Below are 21827 nucleotides of genomic sequence, written 5' to 3'. Positions count from 1 at the left end.
CACACTGCCGGATTTGGTTGGGCAGATGATCAAATCCGGCAAATGATCCAGATACCGTCATGTCTGACACTCCACCACAATCCGGCAACCACGAAGTGGCTGCGGCCATCAACCGACTCCGCCGTCTGATTCACGCCGGATTCATCGTCTTTTCGGCAGCGACGGGTGTCGCGTTGGATCGTGGAAACCCGCAAGGTGGAGTCGCCTTTCTCGTCGTTGCCTTCCTTTTCCTGGCATGGGCGGGAATCGGTGGTCTCGCCAACGTCGTGCGTGACGAAATGAAAGCCGCCCGCGAACGGGGGTAGTCCCGAATTTACCTTGGCAGTTCGCCAATCGCGTCCGCGTCCCGGCGCATGGTCGGGATTCCAACGTTTCCATGCCTCCGATGTCACCCGGTGGGTGGCGGGTTTGCCTTGAAAATCGGGCCGCGGGATGTTTCATCCGCCGTCCCATGTCAGCCGAACGGAAGACCCTCGACGAGCGCCAGCAGATGACGGACCTGGAGCGCCTGCGCCACTCCTGCGCCCACGTCATGGCCACCGCCATCCTGCGGATCTGGCCGGACGCCCAGTTCGCCTACGGCCCGCCGATCGACAGCGGTTTCTACTACGACTTCGAGATGAAGCACCGGATCACGCCGGATGACTTCGAGAAGATCGAGGCGGAGATGAAGAAGATCGCGAAGGAGAACCAGAAGTTCGAGCGCCGCGTCATTTCCCGTGAGGAAGCCAAGGCGATGGCCGAAAGCGGCCGCCTCGGCGGTCTCTCGGAGCGCCCGGGCAATCCGAGCCGTTTCAAGCTCGACTTGATCGACAAGATTCCGGAAGGCGAAGAAATCTCCTGCTTCCAGAACGGCGAGTTCATCGACCTCTGCGCCGGCCCGCACGTGGGCTACACGGCGAAGTGCAAGAACGTGAAGCTGATGTCGGTGTCCTCGTCCTTCTACATGGGCGATGAATCGAAAGGCAGCCTCCAACGTCTCTACGGCACGGCTTTCGAAAACAAGGAACTCCTCGAACAGCACCTCGTGCGCCTGGAGGAAGCGAAGAAGCGCGACCACCGCCGCCTCGGCCGCGAGCTGCACCTGTTCCACATCGACGAGGAAGTCGGCCAGGGCCTGATCCTGTGGAAACCGAAGGGCGCGCTCATCCGCCGCTCGCTCCAGGACTTCATCACCGCCGAGCTCGACAAGCAGGGCTACTCGCAGGTTTTCACGCCGCACATTGGCAAGCTCGACCTCTACCGCACCTCCGGCCACTTCCCCTACTATCAGGAAAGCCAGTACCCGGCGATCGCCGAGCGCGACGTGCTCGAAAAGCTCGCCGACGAGGACGCGACGTGCAGCCAGCTCATCAACGGTCTCTCCGATGGCACGTACGAGGGCTACATGCTCAAGCCGATGAACTGCCCGCACCACATCAAGATCTTCGCCAGCGAGCATCGCTCGTATCGTGATCTGCCGGTGCGTCTCGCGGAGTTCGGCACGGTGTACCGCTGGGAACAATCCGGCGAACTCGGCGGCATGACGCGCGTCCGCGGCTTCACGCAGGACGATGCCCACCTTTTCTGCACGCCGGACCAGGTGGCGGAAGAAGTGACGAAGTGCCTCGATCTCGTGAAGAAGGTGCTCGGCACCCTCGGCATGGGCGACTACCGCGTGCGGCTCTCGCTCCGCGATCCGGACTCCGACAAATACGTCGGCAAGGCGGAGAACTGGGACAAGGCGGAGAACGCCCTGCGCAGCGCCGTACAGGTGCTCGGAGTGGAATACACGGAAGAGCTCGGCGAGGCCGCGTTCTACGGCCCGAAGATCGACTTCGTGGTGAAGGACGTGATCGGCCGCGATTGGCAGCTCGGCACCGTGCAGGTGGACTACAATCTGCCGGAGCGCTTCAAGCTTTCCTACATCGGCGCGGACAACACCCAGCACACGCCGGTCATGATCCACCGCGCGCCCTTCGGCTCGCTGGAGCGTTTCACCGGTCTGCTCATCGAGCACTTCGAAGGCAAGTTCCCGACGTGGCTCGCTCCCGAACAAGTGCGCGTGCTGCCGATCTCCGAAAAGACGCTCGAAACGGCGGAAGCCGTGACGGCCAAGCTCGCAGATGCCGGCATCCGCGTCTCCATCGACCGCGATTCCGACAAAATCGGTGCGAAGATCCGCAATGCCCGCCTCGAGCGCATCCCCTACATGCTGGTCATCGGCCAGCGTGAGGAAGAAGAAGGCACCGTTTCCGTCCGCCACCGCGACAAAGACGACCTCGGCTCGAAGCCGGTGGACGAATTCCTCGCCGAGCTCAAGGCGGAGATCGCCGAGCGGCGGTTGTAACTATTCGACCAGAGAGAGGCGGGCGCGAGTCCGCCTCTCTTTTTTGGTAGCCGGAGCCGTAAGACTTCGGGCGGGGTGGATGCATGCATTCGTCAGAGCACCCGTTGCTCGGATACCTCCATCCATGAATATGGATGAGCGAAAGCAATCGAAGGATCCGGGCAACCTCGCCCCACCTGAAGTCTCACGACTCCAGCTACGAAGAGAGAAAGCTCCCGACATCATTTCTCCTTGGCGAAACCACGCTTTCCCCGGAGCCTGTCGGAACATGCCCTCCTTCACCGACATCTGGGAAGTCACCCCTGATACCGCCCACGAACGCGCCAGCAAGCTGATCCCCGCGGATTCCTGGATCTGGGACTTCAGCGACGAGGATTCGCCGCTGGGCAATGACATCGGCGCGGACACCTTCGCGGCTTATCTGGATTTCCGCCGGGAGCAGCCGAAAGGAAAAGTGCAAACCTTCATCACCAATCTGTTCGACGCCCTTGAAATCGAAGACGCCGACTGGGATCTCCTTGATGCCGAGGCGCTGCAGGAAGCGCTCGACGAAGACGAAGGCTTCAGTGTGGTCACGCGCGATGAGTTCATCCTCGGGCTGGCCTTCGCCCAGTTGCTCGTGGAAGGCGCGATCGACGATCTGGTGAAGTCCCGCGCGATGACGGCCCTCAAGCGCCAGTCGAGCGATGTGCTCATGGAATTTCACGAAGAGGAGGACACCGCCGCCCTCCGGCGCGACCAGCTTGAGGAGCTGGCGATGATTCTGGGACGCGCTTGACCACCGGCGGAAGCCCCTAACCGCACAAGTTTCCCCTTGATTGACAGGGCCTCAGTCCCTTATACCCTGCGCCCAGCAAGCCCGCCGGGACACGGAGAGCCGCGGTTCTCCCTTTTCGTCCCGGTATCCGGTTCTGCATCCGGCACCAGCCGCTTCATGATTTCCAAGGAACGATACGAGATCCCGTCCGCAACCGGTCGAGCCGACCGGCCCAGCGGCTTCTCCATGCCCGTATGATCCGGCGCATGTGCCATCGTTCCGCATTCTTCTTCGCAACGGGGTTGCGCGCCGGATTCGTCCGCCCGCGTGGTGCCGTCGCGTCGCAGCCACCCATCGGAGGACAAAGCCATACCTAAGCCACAGAGAGACCAAAACAGGGGTCGTTTCCGCGATATGACGCGGATCAACGACCGAATCCGCGCCCCGCGCGTCCGCGTCGTCATGGCGAACGGGGACCAGCTCGGCGTGATGAGTTCACGCGAAGCCCTCGCCAAAGCCCAGTCGCTCGGCCTCGACCTCGTCGAGATTGCCGCGCAGGCCGATCCGCCGGTCTGCAAGATTGTCGACTACGGCAAGTACAAGTACGAGCAGGCGAAGCTGAAGAAGAACCAGAAGTCGAAGAACGCCAGCCGTATGAAGGAAGTGAAATTCCGCGTCGGCACGGGCACCCACGACTACAACATCAAGATGGGCCGCGCCGAGGGCTTCCTCGACACGGGCCACAAGGTTCGCTTCATCCTCCAGTTCCGTGGCCGTGAAAACGCCCACAAGGATCTCGGCTTCGTGGTGATGAAGAAGATCGTCGAGGACCTCAAGCAGATGGGCCAGGTCGACCAGGAAGCGCGCCTCAACGGTCGCGCCATCGGCATGACCCTGTCCCCGTTGCCCGCCCACCAGCGGAAGCGGAAGTTCCACCTCTTCCACGGCGAGCTGCAGGAAGAAGACGACTTCGAAGAAGACGAAGCGGAAGACTTCGACGAAAGTGTCGGTGACGACGATGAGTCGGATGCGGAAGAATCCGTGGCCTCCGGCGAGTCCGAGTCCTGAATCCATTTCCCACGGGCCTTCCTCCTCCGGGAAGGCCCGTTTTCCTTTTTCATGGCCGCACTCTGGTTGTTCGATATCGATGGCACCCTCGTCGACACCGGTGGCGCGGGAATGCGTGCCCTGCAGGAGGCCGCCACCGAATGCTTCGGCGGCGAAGGACCTCCACTCGATCTGGCCGGCAGCACCGATCTGGGCGTGATCCATGGAATCCTGGATCATTTCGGCCTCGAGCCGCAAAGCGAGCGGATCGACTCCTTCTTCCGTACTTATCTGGAGCGGCTCGAGTGGAACCTCACCCATGGCGGCTATCCCGGACGGGTCCTGCCCGGCGTGGTGCCGCTTCTCGAACGCCTCCATGCGGATGACTCGGTGCATCTCGGCCTGCTGACCGGCAATATCGCCGGCGGTGCCGCCGCAAAGATGCGCCACTACGGCCTCGACCATTTCTTCCCTTTCGGCGCCTACGGTTGCGATCATGCCGACCGCAACCTCCTCGGTCCGGTCGCCGCGGACCGCGCCTCCAAGCATGCCGGGCGTGGTTTCACACCGGATGAAATCGTGGTGGTCGGCGATACGCCGAAAGACATCGCCTGCGCAAAAGCGCTGGGTGCTCCCTGCATCGCCGTCGCGACGGGCAAGTTCACCGCCGATGAACTGCGCGCCTGTGGGGCTGACCGGGTGGTGAAGACGCTGGAGGAAGTATAAACCTCTATCCGCCCGCCAACGCCGCCAACTCACGGCGGATGTTTTCCCGCGCGGTTTCTTCCCGGGAGCGGAACGCCTCGCTGCGATACACCGGCTCTTCCAGGAACCGCTGCATCACAGCCAGCCGCCCGCGCCGGAATTCCTCATCCGGCACATGTGCGTATTCCTGACGAATCGCCTTCGCATAGGCGTCGTATTCCGAAGCCTCCGCCGCGAGAATCGCGAGATCGATGTCCGTCATCAGCCATTCATCCGGATCATCTTCCCGCGCGACGCGGAAATCGGTGGCAAGAATCAGGCGATGGACCCGTTCGGCGAAGGACGGATCGATCCACGGCCGGGTCGTCTCCAGAAAGAAGGCCGCGCTTTGTGCCTCGTTGTCATCGCGGGTGGGATCATAGACCACATCGTGAAACCAGATCGCCCCCTCTACCGCCGGATTGACTTCCACTTCATCCAGATGAGCCAGTGAAGCTTCGATGTGGTCGAGCGTGTGGTAGTGGCGGTGCGGCTCGCTGTAGCGGCTGCCGAGATCGAGCCACAACAACCCTGCGGACTCGCCATCGGCACCCGCGGCGATGCACCACATCAGGAATCGGCTTTTCATGGAAAGGAGGTCATTCGAGGGCTTTGAGAATCCGTAGCTCGCGCTGTGCCACGGCATCGTCATGAGGAGCGGCGCGGAGCCGCGTTTCCGCTTCGGCGCGTGCGAGCTGCACCACTCCCTGCATTTCCTCGCGCAAACGGGCATCATGCGCAAGCGGGCCGTCCGGTGCCAGCCACTCCCGCACGAACTCGGCGAGGAACTGCGGCTGGCAGATCCGGTAGATCCGTGCCCCATAGCGCACCAGATCCGCCACGCCCGGGTCGCGGGTGCCCGTGCGCTTCACGATCGCCAGCGCCTCTTCCGCCGCATCAGTGGCTGCGGCGATCCAGTCGTCCGGTTGCTCGCCACCGGGCTTCTCCACCAGCAGCGCGAGCGCATGGCACAAAACCCCGCGGGCACGAATGCCGGTCTGGGCCACCAGCCCGTCACCGGGCTCCAGGGATTTCAAAAGCTCCACTCCCGCCGCCGACTGCCGCCAGCCTTCCTCCACCGCGCCGCTCTCCAACAAGACCCGGCTCCGGTTCACCAGCAGCATCGCATGCATGAAGCGGCGGGTGGTGGTCACCTCCCTGCCCCATGTCTCCAAGACCTCATCCGCCTTGGCAAAACCCGCCAAGGCCTCCTCGCTCTGTCCGGCATCCCCACAGACCGTGCCACGGTTGATCCAAGCGAGAATGAGTCGCTCCGCAAACATCGGATCGCCTTCCAAACGCACGTGCTGCATGGCCTCGATGCCCCGGTCCAGGGATCGGATCGCCTCCGGCAACAGGCGCGCATCCCCGAGCTGACGCAAAGCATCGCTGCGGTTGATCCAAGCGGCTGCCAGCAGCCAGGCGGCCTCGCCATCCTCGCGCCATGGCGTCGTTTCGCGCAACGCCACCGCACGATCAAAGCAGCCCAATGCCGCCTGCCACTCGCCCTGGTTGAGATGGGCGATCCCCTGCTGCATCTCCTGTTTCGAGCCGACCTTGATCCGCTGGAGTTCCTCGTCGTTCACGTGCGGGAAGTGTGGAACCGGAATGCGGCGGCGATCAATGATCGATGTTGGACGCCGGGCCGCCGGGCGTTCATGCTCCGCCCATGGACGCGATTGAAAAAGCCCGCCGGGTGATCCGGATCGAAACCGACTCGCTGGAGCGGCTGGCCAGCCGGCTCGACGAGGGCTTCACCCGCGCCGTAACCCTGCTCAAGGACACCCTCGACCAGCGTGGTAAAATCGTCGTCATCGGCGTCGGCAAATCCGGCAACATCGGCCACAAGATCGCCGCCACCCTGAACTCCACCGGTGCCACCGCCGTGGTCCTCAATTCCCAGAACGCCCTCCACGGCGATCTCGGCCTGATTTCCGATGGCGATGCCGTGGTCGCTCTCTCCTACTCCGGTGAAACCCGCGAGCTGCTGGACCTGCTGCCCTTCATCAAGCGCTTCGATGTGCGCTTGATCGCCCTCACCGGCAAGCCCTCCTCCACGCTTTCCGAGTTCAGTGATGTCACGCTCGATACCTCCGTGGAACGCGAGGCCTGTCCGCTGAATCTCGCTCCCACTTCTTCCTCCACCGCCATGCTGGTGATGGGAGATGCGCTCGCGATGGTGCTCCTGGAGGCCCGTGGCTTCACCGAGGACGACTTCGCCCGCTTTCATCCCGGAGGAACCCTCGGCCGCGCCCTGTTGACGAAAGTCTCAGACATCATGCGCAGCGGCAGCGAACTGGCCACGGTGCCGGAGAACGCCACCGTTCGCGAAGCCCTGCTCGCCATGTCCGCCGCCCGTTCCGGAGCTTGCTTGATTCTTCAGCCGGATGGCGGCTTGGCCGGCATCTTCACCCACGGCGACTTCGCCCGCTGCTTCCAGCAGGACGCCCACATCGCCGACCGTCCGGTGGCGGAGTTCATGACCCGCAGGCCGATCAGCGTGCAGGCCGAATCGCTGGCGGCGGAGGCCGTGAAAACCATCGGCCACAACCGCGTGGACGACGTGATCGTGCTGGATGCCCAAAACCGTCCGGTGGGCCTCATCGACAGTCAGGACCTGGCCCGGTTGAAGATTGTCTGAACACCGCATTCCACTGTTCATAAATCCACTATTTTTTGGATTCCGATCTTGATTCTTTAAGATCTTCGGATTATCAAGATCGCGCTTCGAATGGCTCGGTCACGCTCGCTCAAACTCTCCGATAAACTGGCGAAAAACCGTCGCCGGGACCGCCCGACGTTCGGGGAGATGATGCGTGCCGCCAACCAGCGCGCCCATGAGCAGGCAAACCGCCGCCTCGGCAAGCGCGGTGAAAAATCGATCCGCGCCGCCATCGCCGCGACCGCTCCGGTGATGGATGACAGCGAGCCGGATGTCAGCCTCGGACACCGGATGATGCGCTGGCTGATCGGTCTTGCGCTGCTGCCCTTTGGCTGGGTCACCACCTGGACCTTCTTCTCCCAGTTTTCCCACGCCGCGATCGACCGCGGCTTCTGGCAGACCTCCGCCTTCTGGTACTTCGCCACCGGCGCGTTGCTGATGGTCGGCTGGTTCCTTTCGGGGCTGTTACAGTCCGTTTTCCTCTATCTCTACGTACTTGGTCACGAACTGACGCATGCCATTTTCGTCTATCTCTGCCGTGGCAAGGTGACCGGTTTCCATGTAAGTCTGGAGGGCGGCTACATCACCACCAACAAGACGAACATCATCATCGCTCTTTCGCCTTACTTCGTTCCGTTCTGGTCCGCGGTGGTGGTGGGCCTCTATCTGATTTTCCGCCACACCACCGGGCTGCCGGTTTATGCGGACAAGATCCTCTTCGCCGCCACCGGCTTCACCTGGACCTTCCACTTCGCTTGGACGCTGTGGATGATTCCGCGTGACCAGCCGGATTTGAAAGAAAACGGCACCTTCCTCTCCTTGACCGTCATCTATCTGGCCAACCTGCTGGTGATGGCACTGCTGCTGTGCCTGGCCGCCGATAATCCCTGGCTCAGCGGAAAAGCGTTCGTACATGAGTGGGTGCGCCATGCCGCCGTCTGGGGTGAGAATCTGTGGCTGTGGACGAAGAACGCCGGATAATCCGATTCCTTAAGAAAAGTCAACGGAATTGTCACTCGGCGAAAGATGCCGGGTCGGGAAGTTGTAGTAGGGTCGCGGGCGTTGCCCTGCAGACATGAGTGCCAACACACCCTACATGATCCCCGATCACACTTTGGTCCCCACCGAAGTGAGGATGGGGGAAGCCTGGGACTCTGAAGCGATCGCACGATTGATCCGCTCCAAGTCCGACCACGGCGAAACCCCGGCCTTCCTGTTCCTCGGGAAAAAGGAAACCGGGCTGCTCCGCGGCCACCTCGCCCAAGCATTTGGCGAGGATGCCGTTATCATCCTCAAGGATACCTACTACCAGGGCCTTGAGGTCGTCACGATCGAAACCCCTTCGTTCGTGTTTGCCGGTGGCCGCAAGGTCCGCCGGACGCTCCAGGACCCCATCAACCACCGTCTGCCCTGGCAGAACCGGGAGTTGAAGGCCCGCTGGACGCTCAACCTCGACTGAACCTGGAAGGCAGCTTCAAAACCGCAGATGACGGGGATGGTTCCGGCCTCCCTTGATCGCCCCACGATCCCCGTCACCCCCGGTTTTCAAACCCGCACGTTTTCCAGGCCGCCGGGCATCGGGTATCGGTTCATTCCGATACCGGGTGTCCGGCGCTTGTTTTCAGGGTGGGATGATGGATTTCCCGCCCCCAACCTCCCCTCTTGACAGACCGGACTTTTCCGGCATTCTCCCCGCCCCGCCGCGTTGGAAACGTGGTGGTCCTCTCCGCCATGAAAAAGGATCTTCATCCCAAATACAATCCGGTCGTGTTCGTTGACATGACGACCGGTGCGCGCTTCGTGACCCGCTCCACCAAGACCTCCGACAAGAAGGAAGTCATCGACGGCGTCGAGCACAGCGTGATCTCGATGGGTATCACCTCCGATTCCCACCCGTTCTTCACCGGTCAGAAGCAGTTCGTCGACACCGAAGGCCGCATCGACAAGTTCACCAAGCGCTTCGGCACTGTCCGCCGCGTCGGCAAGCCGAAGCTCGGCGCCTGATGAACCTCGGCCGGACTCCCCGTCCGGCACCAACAAAGGTTTTCCACAAAACGCCCGTCCGCAGCCTGCGGCCGGGCGTTTTGCTTGGCGGCGGGCCGCATCGGCGCTTTGCTCCCCGCGTGCTCGCGAAACGCATCATTCCCTGTCTGGACGTGACCGATGGCCGGGTGGTCAAAGGCGTCAATTTCGTCGACCTGATCGACGCCGGCGATCCCGTGGAGGCCGCCATGGCCTACAATGCCCAACAGGCGGACGAGCTGGTCTTTCTCGATATCACCGCTTCATCCGACAATCGCGGCACGATGGTGGACGTGGTCCGCCGCACCGCCGCGCATTGTTTCATTCCGCTCACCGTCGGCGGCGGCATCCGCAGCGTGGAAAACATGCACGAGATGCTCATGGCCGGAGCGGACAAGGTGGGGGTGAATACCTCCGCAGTGAAGAACCCCGACCTGGTGGACGCTGGCGCCAAAGCCTTCGGCAGCCAATGCATCGTGGTAGCCATCGATGCCAAGCGCGAAGGCCCCGGCAAATGGGGCGTCTATACCCACGGCGGCCGCACTCCGGTAGGCCTGGATGCGGTAGAGTGGGCGAAGGAAGTCTGGCGCCGGGGAGCGGGTGAAATCCTGCTCACCAGCATGGACGCGGATGGCACCCAGGCGGGTTACGATCTCGGTCTCACGGCTGCCGTTTCGGAGGCCGTGGGCATCCCCGTGATCGCCAGCGGCGGCGCAGGCAATCTCGACCACATGGTGGAGGTGTTGGAGCAAGGCAAGGCGGATGCGGTGCTGGCGGCGAGCATTTTCCACTTCGGCAAGCACACCGTGGGCGAGGCAAAACGCCATTTCGCCAAACACGGCATCCCGGTCCGCCCCCCGTTTGGAGCTGCAAGTGCTTGAAATTTACTTCTTGCCAGCCTCGCGCATTCGCGCTTATGGATGTGCGGTCCTCCCGGCTCGTCCGGTTGGGACGCGCTTCGTCTGGTCTCCCACGCCATGGTCTCAGGAAGTGTTCAGTGTGATGGCGTAATCTGAGAATAGAAGCAAATGGACATCTACGTGGGCAACCTGCCCTACACCGCGACGGAAGAAGACATCACTGGTCTCTTCGCCTCGTATGGCCCGGTTGATCGGGTCAAAATCATCACCGACCGTGAAACCGGCCGCTCCAAGGGATTCGCATTCGTGACCCTGGGCGACCAGAGCCAGATCGAAGCCGCGGTTGAAGCCCTCAACGGCTACGACCTCCAAGGCCGTGTCCTCCGTGTCAACGCTTCCGAGCCTAAGGAAAACAAAGGCTTCGGTGGTGGTGGCGGTGGCTACAAGGGCGGTGGCGGCGGTGGCTACAAAGGTGGCGGCGGTGGCGGCTACAAAGGTGGCGGCGGCGGTGGCTACGGTGGTGGCGGCGGCGGCGGTTACGGCGAACGCCGTGGCGGTGGCGGCGGCGGCTACAAGGGTGGTGGCGGCGGCGGCTACAAAGATGGCGGCGGTGGCGGCTACAACGGTGGCGGCGGCGGCGGCGGCTACAAAGGTGGCGGCGGCGGCTGGGATTGATCCCCACTCCTGACCCAAATCAAATTTCCAAGACACCCGGCTTCGCAAGAGGCCGGGTGTTTTTCTTTTCCGGGAACGGTCAGCTCCGGTGAACCCGTGTCACCCGCGGAGTGATGCCGGTGAAAATCTCCCATGGAATGGTGCCCGCCTTTTTCGCGATCTCGGCGACCGGGATGTGTGCGCCGAACAATTCCACCTCGTCCCCCTCCGCTACCTCCGGAAGCGCGGTGACATCCACCATGATCTGGTCCATGGAAACACGTCCCAGCAATGGACAACGCTGGCCACGGATCCAAACCTCGGTGCCTTTGTTGGAGAGATGCCGCGTATAACCATCTCCGTAGCCAATACCGATGGTGGCAACTTTGGTGGGACGATCCGTGATGTAGTCGCGGCCGTAGGAAACCCCGTGACCCGCAGGCAGGGTGCGGACCAGCGTAATGCGGGACTTCAGCGACATCACGGTGCGCAACCGCTCTTGGAATCCCGGAAGTGGCGAGACTCCGTAGAGAAGCAGGCCGGGACGAACCAGATTGCATGCGTGGTTGTCATAGCCGAGCAAACCGGCGCTGCTGGAAAGGTGCCGCCACTGGAAGCGCTCGCCGCCGAGTTCCGCAAGCACGCTCTCGAATTTTGCGAACTGGGCGAGCGTGAACTCACGGTCCTCATCCGCCGATGGAAGATGCGAACCCAGGCCCTCGATGATGAGGTGCTCCAGCGATTCGAGTTCCGCCATATGCCCGGGCAAATCCGCCGCCACGAACCCGCCCCGCCCCATGCCGGTATCCACGGAGATATGCACCTTCAGGCGCACCCCGGCATCCGCAGCCAGTTCGTTGAAATGCAGGGCTTCGTTGATCGAGGACAAGCACGGCGTCCAATCCTGCGCCACGATTTCCGCGCGCTCTTCGGACCACGTCGCCCCCAGCAGATAGATGCGGGTCTTCACCCCGGCATGGCGGATGCGGCGGGCCTCGCCGACATTGGCGACACCGAAAAATTCGATCCCCTCGCCCTCCAGGGCGCGGGCGATTTCCTCCAATCCGTGCCCGTAGGCTCCCGCCTTCACCACCGGCATCAAATGGCAGCCGCAAGCCTCGCGGGCCACGCCGAGATTGTGACGAAGGGCGGACAAATCAACCTCCGCCCACGCACGGGGCGGCGATGCTGCAACGGAAACACTCACGGCGGAAACGGTATCGGCCACAACGCGGCGGGCAAGCGTGGCCAGCACTGTTCAGGCCGGATTTCCACCTGGCTGTGTAGTTTGCGGCAGGCGCGGAAATCACTGGAAGATCCAACGACCTGCCGCCAATCTGAAACCGCATGAGCATCTCTTCCGCGGACTACGAGAAACTCGGACAATTCTACCTTGGTCGCGAATACGACCAAGCCACCAAAAAACCCACGGACGATCTCGTCCTCTACGATTCGAAGGACCTCGTCACCCATGGCGTGGTCCTCGGCATGACCGGCTCGGGCAAGACCGGTCTCTGCCTCGCCGCCATCGAGGAGGCGGCGATGGACAATATCCCGGCCATCATCATCGATCCCAAGGGCGACATTTCCAATCTCCTGCTGACCTTCCCGAACCTCGCTCCGGAGGACTTCCGTCCTTGGATCAATGAGGATGATGCGGCGAAAAAAGGCGTCTCGCCCGATGAATACGCCGCCCAGACGGCGGAGATGTGGAAGAAGGGCCTCGCCGATTGGGGACAGGCTCCGGAGCGCATCCAGCAGCTCCGCGACAAGGTGGACATCACCCTCTTCACGCCAGGCAGCAAGGCCGGCATTCCCGTATCCATCCTCGCCTCTCTCGAAGCCCCTCCGGAGGAAGTCACCGAGGATGCGGAAATCTATGGAGAGCGGGTGGAGAGCACCGTGCTTTCACTGCTCTCGCTCGTCGGCGTGGATGCGGATCCGATCCAGAGCCCGGAGGCGGTGTTGCTCGCCGCCATCTTCCAGAACGAATGGAAGAACGGCCGCAATGTCACTCTGGAAGGCCTCATCGCGCTGATCCAGAAGCCCGGCTTCGCCAAAGTCGGCGTGATCGATCTGGAAACCTTCTTCCCGCAAAAAAACCGCCAGGCACTCGCCCTCAAGTTCAACAACCTGATCGCCTCTCCCGGTTTCGCCAGTTGGCTGGAAGGCCCGCCGCTCGACATCGGAAAAATGCTCCGCACCGACAGTGGCAAACCACGGCTCTCCATCTTCTCCATTGCTCATCTCGGCGATGCGGAGCGCATGTTCTTCGTGAGCCTGCTGCTCAACCAGACGCTCGCATGGATGCGCACGCAGAATGGCACCACCTCGCTGCGCGCGCTTCTCTACATGGATGAGATCTACGGCTATCTGCCGCCGACGGCGAACCCGCCATCGAAGAAGCCGCTGATGACTTTGCTCAAACAAGGCCGCGCCTTCGGTCTCGGCTGCCTGCTCGCCACCCAGAACCCGGTGGATCTCGACTACAAGGCGCTCTCGAACATCGGCACCTGGTTTCTCGGCCGCTTGCAAACCGAGCGCGACAAGCTGCGTGTGCTCGATGGACTCGAGGGCGCCGCCGGCAGCCAGAACGTGAAGTTCAACCGCGATGAAATGGAGAAACTCCTCTCCGCCCTCGGCAACCGCGTGTTCCTGATGAACAACGTCCACGAGGATCATCCCGTACTGCTCCAGGTCCGCTGGGCCATGAGCTATCTAACAGGTCCGCTCACCCGCGCACAGATCAAGACGCTGATGGACCCGCGTCGCGCCGAGTTTACGGATGCCGGCAGCACCTCCGCCACACCCGCAGTCCCGGACAATCCGATGGCCGCGCCCCGTCCGGCCTCGGATGCCTCTTCGAACCGTCCTGCAGTCGGCATGGGCGTGGTGGAGAAATTCGCACCGCCTGCCCGTGAGGAGGACGGCATGGTCTATCGGCCGAACCTGCTCAAGGTTGGCGTGGTTCATTTCACCACCACGGGAGGCGACTATGCCCGCTCAGTACGGCGGCTCAACGAACTGACCGAGACCGGACCGTCCACCACACCACTGCCTCCGCCATTGAAACCCGAGAACCTCGGCGGCGATCCCGCTTCCGGCGTCGGCTTCGCGCCGCTGCCCGGCTATGCCATGAATGCAGCGAACTACAAGACGGTGGAGAAGGACTTCGCCGACGAGCTCTACCGCAACGAGCGACTCGACATCTTCACTTGTGATTCTCCGAAGGGAGAATCGAAGCCCGGAGAACAAGAAGCCGATTTCCGCCAGCGGCTCGCGCTTGAAACCCGTGAAGCCCGTGACGCCGCAGTCGAAAAAATCCGCCAGGACGCTGCAAAAAAAGTCGCCGCTCAGGAGAGCAAGCGGACCACTGCGGAGGGCCAGCTCGCCAAACAGAAAGCCGAATCCCAGTCCGCCTCGATGCAGGCCGGCGTCTCCGTGCTCGGCGGCATCCTTGGTGCGGTGCTGGGTCGCAAGAGCGGCATCACCAGCATCGCCCGCAGCGGCACCTCCGCCTTCGGCAAAGCCACCGGTGCCTACAAGCAGCATCAGGACGTGGCCAATGCGGAGGCCAAGCTCGACAGCATCCAGGCTGACATCGACGCGATCAACCAATCCGTGGCCGACCAGATCGCCGCGCTGGATCAGAGCTTCACTCCGGAAGGCCTCAAGCTGGACACCAAGTCCCTGAAACCCGCCAAAACCGACGTCAAGGTGCAGTCAATCGCGCTGCTGTGGCTGCCCTACGACGAGCGCGGCGACCGGGCCTGGTAACCGCGCACGTGTAGGCAGTTTTGCCCACTACCGCGCCCCCGGGAAATCCGTAAAGTATCCATGGTCGGTCACCGGCCACGGATTTCCTGGGTAACATGATGCAATGAACAGAGCAAGGTGGCCGGGTCTCTTCTGGGATCCGGCCGCCTTTTTCATTTCGCGGCGGCGCTACGGACCTTGCGGGTATTGTCGGTCAACCCGTGATCCATTCCCTGCTCGCGCTCCAATCGGATCATGGCCGCGGGGCGGAAATTGAGGATGAAGGCACGCCGGTGCCCGGCGGTCTTGTTGCCTCGAGAATAATGCAGAGTTCCGCCGCCGTGGATCGCGGCGCTTCCCGGCTTCAAAGGGACCGCCACGGCTTCCGACTCATCTCCATCGCAAGACAACGCGCCTCCGCCCTTTCCAGCCGACCGATGCGGACGCACCGGTTGCAAGTGGGAGCCCGGGGCATACCACATGCAGCCGTTGTCGAGGGTGGCCTCGTCCAGCGCCATCCAGATCGAGGCGGCGCGTTTGTCCGGAAGATCGATCCAATACGCGCAGTCCTGATGCCAGGGTGTCGGCGTATCCGAATGCGGCGCCTTGTTGATGAGCATGTCGAAATCCAGGTCCATGTCCTCTCCGAGAAGATCGCGCACCAGCCTCAACGCGCGCTGGTGGAACGGTGCCGCTCTCAGCACTGGCAGCAGCGCGGAAGGCCACATGATCTGGGTGATGTTCTCCACCGTTCCCTTCCGAGCTTCCCCCGCTCCGAGATCGGAACGTTTCGCTCCACAGGAGATGGTGCCATCGAGGAACTTGTCATAGGTTTCCAGATAGGCGGCCACCTCCGCCGCGGACAGAAGTTCCTCCGTCATACAAAACCCGTTTTCTGAAAATTCGCGCCTGAGATTCGTAATGCTGGGCATGACATTACACTAGCGGCCGCCATGGATGTTTGCGTTTGATTCCAGACCACGCTAGAAATTCAAACATGGCTCGCGAAGAGTGGCTGGACCTGGAAAACACACCCCAGCGGACGATCCACGATTTCCGCCGTCGTTTCGGCGGCAGCGTGGTTGCGCTCGGCCACTACCGCTACGATCGCGCGATGCCGCCGGTTCCCATGCAGCGCAGCGATTCGCGGCTGGTGATCGCCCTGTTGCTCTCCGGCATGCAGCACTACCGCGTGGATGGCGGGGAACACGTGCTGCGCGGCGGCCAGGGATTGAGGCTGCTGCCGGGAGTCCGCTACGGCAGTGGCATGCTTCCGGAGGAACGCGGGGAAATGGTCTGGTTGACCCTTGAGAAACCACACGCCGGCTCTTTCTCGCTGCCCGGGTTCGGAAAAACAGCCGCGAAAGAATGGTGGAAGGTGATGACCGGACCCAGCCAGCTCCGGTTCGGCATTCCACCGGCCTTGAAATCCCTCGTCGCGAAACTGGTGGCGATGGATGCTTCCGACCGATCGCATCCGACGCGGACCGAATACGATCTGACCTTTGGTCTCTTCCTTGTCGAACTCCAGCGCGTCATCGGCTCAGGCGCGGATGCACACATTTCCTCCGGCATCCGCAAGGCCCTGCACTGGCTGGAAAAACGCTTGGAAGACGATCCACCCGCGGTGGCGGAACTGGCTGCGGCCTCGGGACTTTCAGAGAGCCATTTCCATCGCCGCTTCAAGCGGGAGATCGGCGTTTCCCCGGCCGATTTCATCCTGCGGCGGAAGATCCTGGAGGCTCAACGGCGCTTGCGGGCTGGGAAATCCGTGACCACCGCCGCGATGGAACTGGGCTTCAGTTCCTCCCAGTATTTCGCCACCGTGTTCAAGCGCTACACGCGCGTCACGCCGACGGAATGGCTGGCCTCGGCGGATCGCCGGGGCATGGGGGATGTTTGAGATCCGATCATGGCGATGGGTTGAACGCGGAACAGGTGGCGGCGTGCTAATCAGACGATGCCGCCATCACACGGCCCCGGAGCATCTCCGCTCCGGTTCGTCCCGTTCCGCACAACCCCCATGAAAACCATCGTCGCTCTCTCGTCCGTCATCGCCCTGTCCACGGTCCACACCCCTGCTGCCGCCGTCGTGGTCAACAACGGCGGTTTTTCCCCGAATACCGGCACCACCGCCACCGGCTGGACGGATCTCGAGGTCGGCGGCGGCAACGTCTACTACAACCCCGCCGAAGCCGCCGCTCCGGATGACATCGCCTACCTCATGGCCTCAGGCTCCTCCAGCGCGCCCAACTTTCTCGGAATCTACCAGAATCTCAGTAGTTCGAACGCGAGCCTCACCGTTTCCACCTACAACAGCTACACGATCAGCTTCGCTGCCGGCTTCCGCAGCGATGCCGCCACCGGCACCGCCGCCATGACGGTCCGCCTGGTCGATCTCGGAAGCGACGGCCTCTACCAGTCCTCGGACGCGGTGCTGGCCAGCTACGACTTCTCACGCACCGCCGCCACTACCGGCACTCCGGTCCTGACCACGGAGAATCCCACGCTGACTTTTTCCTCACCTTCCATCAACAACATCGGGTTGGTATTCCTGAACACGACCACCGGCTTCACCTTCCAGCGCACGGGAATGATCGACAACGTTTCCGCCACCGCCGTCCCGGAGCCCTCGGCCGCCGCATTGGCCGCCCTGGCGGGTCTCACGCTGCTGGCCCGTCGCCGTCGATGACGGCCGGTCCAGTCAGCTTCCTCCAAAACCCGGTATTCACTTTTCAGCCATGCGCCCGTCTGCCTTTCCTTCGGTTCTTTTCCCAAGCCTCCTGCTCTGCCTGGCCACGGCCCGTGCGGAACTGATCGCTTACGAACCCTTCGACTACACCGCCGGTACCGTTCCCACGGCCAATGGCGGAACCGGTTGGAACGGTGCGTGGTGCGATGCCACCGGCACGACGGCAGCCCTCACCATCAATGCGGGCTTGAATGCGGGAGGACTCGGCACCACCGGCGGCTCGATGAGTATCGGGGCGACTTCGACCACCCGCTTCCGCCAACTCTCGTCCTCCGCCATCGCCGCGATCCAGCAGCAGCAGACGAATGCCGGCGATGTCTGGGTCGGCTATCTCGGCAAAAACACCGGAGCCTCCGGCAAGGGTTTCATGTGCGCGCTGATGACCGGCTTCACCGATACCGCCGCAAACCGCAAGATCCTCACCGGCACCAATACCTTCACCGGCAACGCGTGGAGCTGGACGAATGAAACCACGGTCGGCAACGGCAACCTGTCGAACATCGACACCACCAATCAGGCCTTCTACGCGATCCGCTTCCACTTCAACTCGGCCACGTCGTCCACCGCGACGATGTATCTCTTCAATACCTCGGTCGCGGATGTGACCAACCTCGCCAACGCCACCTACACCTCCAGTGCCGGGACCAATAACGACGCGGCGAAACAACCGGTCTTCGATCGACTACGAATATCGTATCAAAATCTGGCCATCGACGAGATCCGCATCGCCACCACCTTCGCCGATCTGGTGTCGACGCCGGTGGTCGCCGTCGCTCCTGCCATCACCATCCCCCCCGCATCGGCCACCGCCACCGAATTCGGCAGCCAGACCTTCACCGTGCAGGCCACCGGCACACCGGCACCGACCTACCAGTGGATGAAAGGTGGCGTGGATCTCCCGGGAAAAACATCGGCGAGCCTGCCCCTCTCCAACCTGACACTGGCCGATGCCGGTGACTACTCGGTCCGCGCCACCAACAGCCAGGGTTCCGCCACCAGTACTGCGGCCACATTGACAGTGCTGCCTTACAACCGCGATGTGAGCGGAGCCTCATCCCTGGTCAACCGGCTGCTGCCGGATCAGGGGAATCATTTCACCGTAGCCTTCATCGAGCCACAGGACGGCAAAGATGTCTTCGAGGTCGAGAGCATCGGCGACAAGATCGCGCTGCGCGGCAATACCCCGGTCAGCGTGGCCTCCGCGCTGAATTGGTATTTGAAAAACATCTGCCTATGCAGCATTTCGCGCAACGGCGACCAGATGCAACTCCCCGCACCGCTGCCACTGGTGCCAGCCAAGGTCCGCATCGTCAGCCCGCACCGCGTGCGCTTCTTCTACAATCCCTGCACGATGGGCTACACCTCGGCGTGGTGGAGCTGGAGCCAGTGGGAACGGGAGATCGACCTGCTCGCGCTCTCCGGCGTGAACGTGGCCCAGGTCACACCGGGGGTGGAGGAGGTCTACCGGCGCGCATTGATGAACGGCTTCGGCTACAGCGATGCCGACGTGCGCTCGTGGCTGTGCATGCCCGCGCATCTGCCGTGGATGATGCTTTCGAACATGCAGTCGTTCAATGGACCGGTGCCATCCTCGCTGATCGATGCCCGTGCCACACTCGGCCGCCAGATCTGCGACCGCATGCGCGCGCTGGGCATCGCGCCGATGGTGCAGGGCTACTACGGCATGGTGCCTCCGGATTTCAAAACCCGCTACCCCGCTGCAAACGTATTGTCGCAGGGTGGATGGGCGGGCGGCTTCACCCGGCCGGACATGCTCAATCCTTCCGATGCGAAGTTCGCCGCCTTCGCGCAGGCCTACTATCCGGCCCTGGTCGATGTCTATGGACCGGTCCGCTACTTCGCCGCCGATCCCTTCCATGAAGGGGGCAATACAACCGGCGTCGATCTTCCCGCCGCCTTCCGCGCCATCCGTGATGGCATCAACCTCGCCGATCCGCGGGGTATCTGGGTGATCGAGGCATGGGGTGGCAATCCGCTCCAGACAATCCTGGATGCCGTGGACAAGAGCCGCCTGCTCGTCCTCGATCTCGATTGCTCGAACACGGAAATATGGCGCGGCCGCAATGCCTACAACGGCACGCCATGGGTGTGGTGTGCCATTCAGAACTTTGGTGGCAATACCGGCATGGATGCAAAGCTCGGCATCCTTGCCTCCGGTCCCGCCGCCGCACTGGCGGACGCCTCGCGGGGACAAATGGCCGGCATCGGCGCGGTACCGGAAGGCAGTCACACGATTCCCGCCGCCTACGAGATGCTCTTTGAGCACGCATGGCGCAGCGATGCCCCGGCGCTCGTGCCCTGGGTCCGCGACTACACACGCCGTCGTTATGGCAAAACCCTCCCGGCTCTGGATTCCGCATGGGATGATCTGCTGGCGACCAGCCAGAACATCAGCGCCATCGACCAGCACCCGCACAACTCGATCGTGAATGCGCGCCCGAGCGTGCTGACGACCATCAAGGCCCGCACCTGGACCACCACCGATGTGTCTTACGACACCTTCCGGATGGCGCGGGCCTGGAGCAAACTGCTCGATGCTGCGGATCAGGTTTCCGGCTCGGACGGCTTCCGTTTCGATCTCGCCGATGTGACCCGCCAGAACCTGTGCGACCTCGCCACCCGCCACCAGCGGATGCTGGCCGCCGCCTACGCCGCCAACGATGCCGCCGGAGTCCACGCGCATGGCGACCGCATTCTCGAAATCATCACCGACCTCGATACACTCTGCGCCACACGCCCGGAATGGCTGCTCGGCACCTGGCTGCGGGACGCCCGCTCCTGGGGTGGCACCACGGCGGAAAAGGATCTGTGCGAGCGCGATGCCCGGCTGCTGGTCACGACGTGGGGAGCCTCGGTCAGCGATCTCAACGACTACGCGAACCGGGACTGGGCGGGTTTGCTGAATGGCTTCTACCGGCCACGCTGGCAGCAGTTCCTCACGGCACTCCACAGCGCGGTGGACAACGGCACGGCCTTCAATGAAACCACCGCCAGAAATCAGGTGGCGGCCTGGGAGCTGAACTGGGTGAACGGCCACGAGAGCCACCCCTCCGTTCCCACCGGGGACACCATCGCCATCTCCCGTTCACTGTGGCAGAAATATGGCGCGGAAGCCTCGGGCGATTTCGATCTTACGACGTTCACCGTAGGTGCCGGCTGGACTCCCGCGATTTGCAAACCCACCGCCGCAAAATGGACCCGTGACGTGACCTCCGTGGTGAACCAGACCGGCACCTGGGTAGTCACATTCCAATACACCAGCGGCGCCAACGCCCTCCAGATCTCCTCCGCATCCCTGACCGGAAACGGCGTGATGCTCGACACCGACCGCCACCCCGGCTGGACCGGCAGTGCGACCTATGACAACCGCTACTACTTCAAGGTCTCGTCGCTGGATGGCCCGATCATTCTCAACGCCGTGGCAAACGGAGCCGGTGGCAGCAACTCCAGCGGCACGATCACGTTGGTCCGTTGCGATGAATGGCCGGTGAATGGCGCATGGGCACCCGCCGATTGCTCCACGACCCGCCGCATCTGGACACAAGATGTTTCATCGACGGTCAACACCGGGGGCACGTATCAGATCACGATGAATCGCACCGGAGGCACCAGCGCGCTCATCGTGGACCGGGTCTGGCTCGAGCAAGGTGGACAGGCGATCGGCAGCGAGATCCGCGATGAATCACTGGATGCCACCACACCCACGCAAAGCTGGACCTTGAGCGTGACGAACCTCACCAGCAACCAGCCGGTCACTTTGAAGATCGCAACCGGCAGCACAACATCCGCCGGCTCGTTGGGAACGATCGCCATCCAGAAAAACGCCCCGACCGCAGCCAACCCGACCGGTTGGCGCGAATGGGCCGTCCAACAGGGCTTCAATCCGGATCAGCCGCAACAGGATACCGATCACAATGGCGTACCCGATGTCCTCCAGTTCCTGCAAGGAAGCAGCAGCGACACCAGCCTGCTCGCCATGCCGAACGGCAATCATCTCGAATTGACCGCTGCGAAACAGCGAACGGGCGTGACGCTGCAAATCGAAGGCAGCAATGATCTCCAAAACTGGAGCGAGGCGGCGGACGCCTTCTTCACCGGTGAATCGAGCCTGTCCGGAAACCGGGTGCGCCGCAGCTACCAGCTCGACACACAGGGTTCACCAAAGCGCTTCTATCGTCTGCGCGCGAAAGTTGCGCGGTGATCATGGAGGAAGGATATTCCTT

General features: G+C 62.6%; 19 protein-coding genes. 15 read left to right on the top strand and 4 right to left on the bottom strand.

The features are described from left to right. Positions 1–59: 59 nt before the first annotated feature. The 5 genes from KBB96_RS20240 to KBB96_RS20220 all read left to right on the top strand — a co-directional run bounded on the left by KBB96_RS20240 (position 60) and on the right by KBB96_RS20220 (position 4859). Entirely contained in the window at positions 60–305 is a 246-nt protein-coding gene (locus tag KBB96_RS20240; protein WP_211631310.1) for a hypothetical protein, read from the top strand. Between the two features lie 146 nt (positions 306–451). Then, complete coding sequence (thrS, locus tag KBB96_RS20235; protein ID WP_211631309.1) at positions 452–2329, top strand: threonine--tRNA ligase; 1878 nt, start codon at positions 452–454, stop codon at positions 2327–2329. Between the two features lie 268 nt (positions 2330–2597). Beyond that, positions 2598–3107, top strand: a complete 510-nt coding sequence (locus KBB96_RS20230) for a hypothetical protein (RefSeq protein WP_211631308.1) — start codon at positions 2598–2600, stop codon at positions 3105–3107. Positions 3108–3500: 393 nt separating this feature from the next. After that, positions 3501–4154 carry a translation initiation factor IF-3 gene (gene infC, locus KBB96_RS20225; protein ID WP_211631307.1) on the top strand — a complete coding sequence of 218 codons (654 nt, stop codon included), beginning with the start codon at positions 3501–3503 and terminating at the stop codon, positions 4152–4154. Between the two features lie 51 nt (positions 4155–4205). Continuing rightward, positions 4206–4859 carry an HAD family hydrolase gene (locus KBB96_RS20220; protein WP_211631306.1) on the top strand — a complete coding sequence of 218 codons (654 nt, stop codon included), beginning with the start codon at positions 4206–4208 and terminating at the stop codon, positions 4857–4859. Between the two features lie 4 nt (positions 4860–4863). Here KBB96_RS20220 and KBB96_RS20215 read toward each other — a convergent pair whose 3' ends face one another. Further along, entirely contained in the window at positions 4864–5466 is a 603-nt protein-coding gene (locus KBB96_RS20215; protein ID WP_211631305.1) for an HD domain-containing protein, read from the bottom strand. Positions 5467–5476: 10 nt separating this feature from the next. Beyond that, positions 5477–6463 (bottom strand): hypothetical protein, encoded by a 987-nt coding sequence (locus tag KBB96_RS20210; RefSeq protein WP_211631304.1) that lies wholly within the window; start codon positions 6461–6463, stop codon positions 5477–5479. Between the two features lie 83 nt (positions 6464–6546). Between KBB96_RS20210 and KBB96_RS20205 the strand changes: the two genes are divergently transcribed. The 6 genes from KBB96_RS20205 (at position 6547) to KBB96_RS20180 (ending at position 11096) form a co-directional block, all read left to right on the top strand. Then, positions 6547–7518: a KpsF/GutQ family sugar-phosphate isomerase gene (locus KBB96_RS20205; protein WP_211631303.1), complete on the top strand. Its 972-nt coding sequence runs from the start codon at positions 6547–6549 to the stop codon at positions 7516–7518. A gap of 90 nt (positions 7519–7608) precedes the next feature. Beyond that, positions 7609–8520 carry a hypothetical protein gene (locus KBB96_RS20200; RefSeq protein WP_211631302.1) on the top strand — a complete coding sequence of 304 codons (912 nt, stop codon included), beginning with the start codon at positions 7609–7611 and terminating at the stop codon, positions 8518–8520. 94 nt (positions 8521–8614) lie between these two features. After that, positions 8615–8998, top strand: coding sequence for a hypothetical protein (locus KBB96_RS20195; protein ID WP_211631301.1), 384 nt, complete (start codon positions 8615–8617; stop codon positions 8996–8998). Between the two features lie 272 nt (positions 8999–9270). Continuing rightward, positions 9271–9543: a type B 50S ribosomal protein L31 gene (locus tag KBB96_RS20190; RefSeq protein ID WP_211631300.1), complete on the top strand. Its 273-nt coding sequence runs from the start codon at positions 9271–9273 to the stop codon at positions 9541–9543. A gap of 119 nt (positions 9544–9662) precedes the next feature. Beyond that, the gene (hisF, locus tag KBB96_RS20185) at positions 9663–10442 is read left to right on the top strand and encodes an imidazole glycerol phosphate synthase subunit HisF (protein WP_211631299.1); all 780 of its coding nucleotides are present in this window, start codon (positions 9663–9665) and stop codon (positions 10440–10442) included. A 147-nt stretch (positions 10443–10589) separates the two neighbouring features. Continuing rightward, positions 10590–11096, top strand: a complete 507-nt coding sequence (locus KBB96_RS20180) for an RNA recognition motif domain-containing protein (protein WP_211631298.1) — start codon at positions 10590–10592, stop codon at positions 11094–11096. Positions 11097–11175: 79 nt separating this feature from the next. Here KBB96_RS20180 and alr read toward each other — a convergent pair whose 3' ends face one another. Continuing rightward, on the bottom strand, positions 11176–12282 hold the full coding sequence (gene alr, locus KBB96_RS20175) for an alanine racemase (RefSeq protein WP_211631297.1): 1107 nt from the start codon (positions 12280–12282) through the stop codon (positions 11176–11178). Positions 12283–12422: 140 nt separating this feature from the next. On the opposite strand from alr, the gene KBB96_RS20170 reads away from it, so the two are divergent. Then, on the top strand, positions 12423–14852 hold the full coding sequence (locus KBB96_RS20170) for an ATP-binding protein (RefSeq protein ID WP_211631296.1): 2430 nt from the start codon (positions 12423–12425) through the stop codon (positions 14850–14852). 152 nt (positions 14853–15004) lie between these two features. On the opposite strand, the gene KBB96_RS20165 is transcribed toward KBB96_RS20170, so the two are convergent. After that, positions 15005–15763: a phytanoyl-CoA dioxygenase family protein gene (locus KBB96_RS20165; protein WP_226373596.1), complete on the bottom strand. Its 759-nt coding sequence runs from the start codon at positions 15761–15763 to the stop codon at positions 15005–15007. Between the two features lie 65 nt (positions 15764–15828). Between KBB96_RS20165 and KBB96_RS20160 the strand changes: the two genes are divergently transcribed. From KBB96_RS20160 to KBB96_RS20150, 3 genes are all read left to right on the top strand, one after another. Next, a complete protein-coding gene (locus KBB96_RS20160; RefSeq protein ID WP_211631294.1) occupies positions 15829–16734 on the top strand; it encodes a helix-turn-helix transcriptional regulator in 906 nt (301 codons plus the stop codon). 120 nt (positions 16735–16854) lie between these two features. Then, complete coding sequence (locus tag KBB96_RS20155) at positions 16855–17523, top strand: hypothetical protein (RefSeq protein WP_211631293.1); 669 nt, start codon at positions 16855–16857, stop codon at positions 17521–17523. A gap of 49 nt (positions 17524–17572) precedes the next feature. Further along, positions 17573–21805, top strand: a complete 4233-nt coding sequence (locus KBB96_RS20150) for an alpha-N-acetylglucosaminidase TIM-barrel domain-containing protein (RefSeq protein WP_211631292.1) — start codon at positions 17573–17575, stop codon at positions 21803–21805. The last annotated feature ends 22 nt before the right edge of the window (positions 21806–21827 follow it).

Origin of the sequence: Luteolibacter ambystomatis (genome assembly GCF_018137965.1) — a bacterium.
Taxonomy (GTDB): Bacteria; Verrucomicrobiota; Verrucomicrobiia; order Verrucomicrobiales; family Akkermansiaceae; genus Luteolibacter; species Luteolibacter ambystomatis.
This window is presented reverse-complemented; position numbering and strand designations above follow the sequence as displayed.